The organism is Microbispora sp. CSR-4 (assembly GCF_008033685.1).
Taxonomy (GTDB): Bacteria; Actinomycetota; Actinomycetes; order Streptosporangiales; family Streptosporangiaceae; genus Microbispora.
The window spans coordinates 1-595 of the sequence record NZ_VJVX01000243.1; the positions used below are offsets into that span (position 1 = coordinate 1).

Annotated in this window: 2 protein-coding genes; both read right to left on the reverse strand. The window is 64.7% G+C overall.

What is annotated here, in order from left to right:
• On the reverse strand, nt 1-399 hold a 399-nt coding region (locus FLV34_RS39640; protein ID WP_185949126.1), incomplete at its 3' end, for an ATP/GTP-binding protein.
• A gap of 7 nt (nt 400-406) precedes the next feature.
• The coding region (locus tag FLV34_RS39645) for a DUF742 domain-containing protein (RefSeq protein WP_138463408.1) at nt 407-595 on the reverse strand (189 nt) is incomplete at its 5' end.

The window sequence follows — 595 nt, forward strand, 5'->3', positions numbered from 1 at the left end:
GTACTGCCCGTCGAAGCCGTTCACGCCCACGACGAACGGCAGACGCGCCTCCTCGAAGTAGTCCACCGCCGGGAAACTGTCCGCCAACCGCCGCGTGTCGACCAGCACCACCGCACCGATCGCCCCCCGCACCAGGTCATCCCACATGAACCAGAACCGATGCTGACCCGGCGTACCGAACAAATACAAAATCAGATCCCGGTCCAACGACACACGACCGAAATCCATCGCCACCGTCGTCGTCGTCTTGTGCGGCACCAACCCCACATCGTCCACCCCCGCCGACGCATCGGTCATCACCGCCTCCGTCGTCAACGGCACGATCTCCGAAACCGCCCCCACGAAGGTCGTCTTCCCCACACCGAAGCCCCCCGCAACGACGATCTTCGTCGACGTCAACCCCCGGCTAGAGCCTGCGAAGTCCACTGAGCACCCTTTCCAGCAAGTTCAGATCCGGCTTACCGGCCTCCAACTGCGGCTGATGCACATGCACCAGCCCCTCCGCCGCCATGTCCGCGATCACCACGCGAACCACACCCAGCGGAATCCGCAGCAACGCCGACACCTCGGCCACCGACCGCACCTGACGGCACAG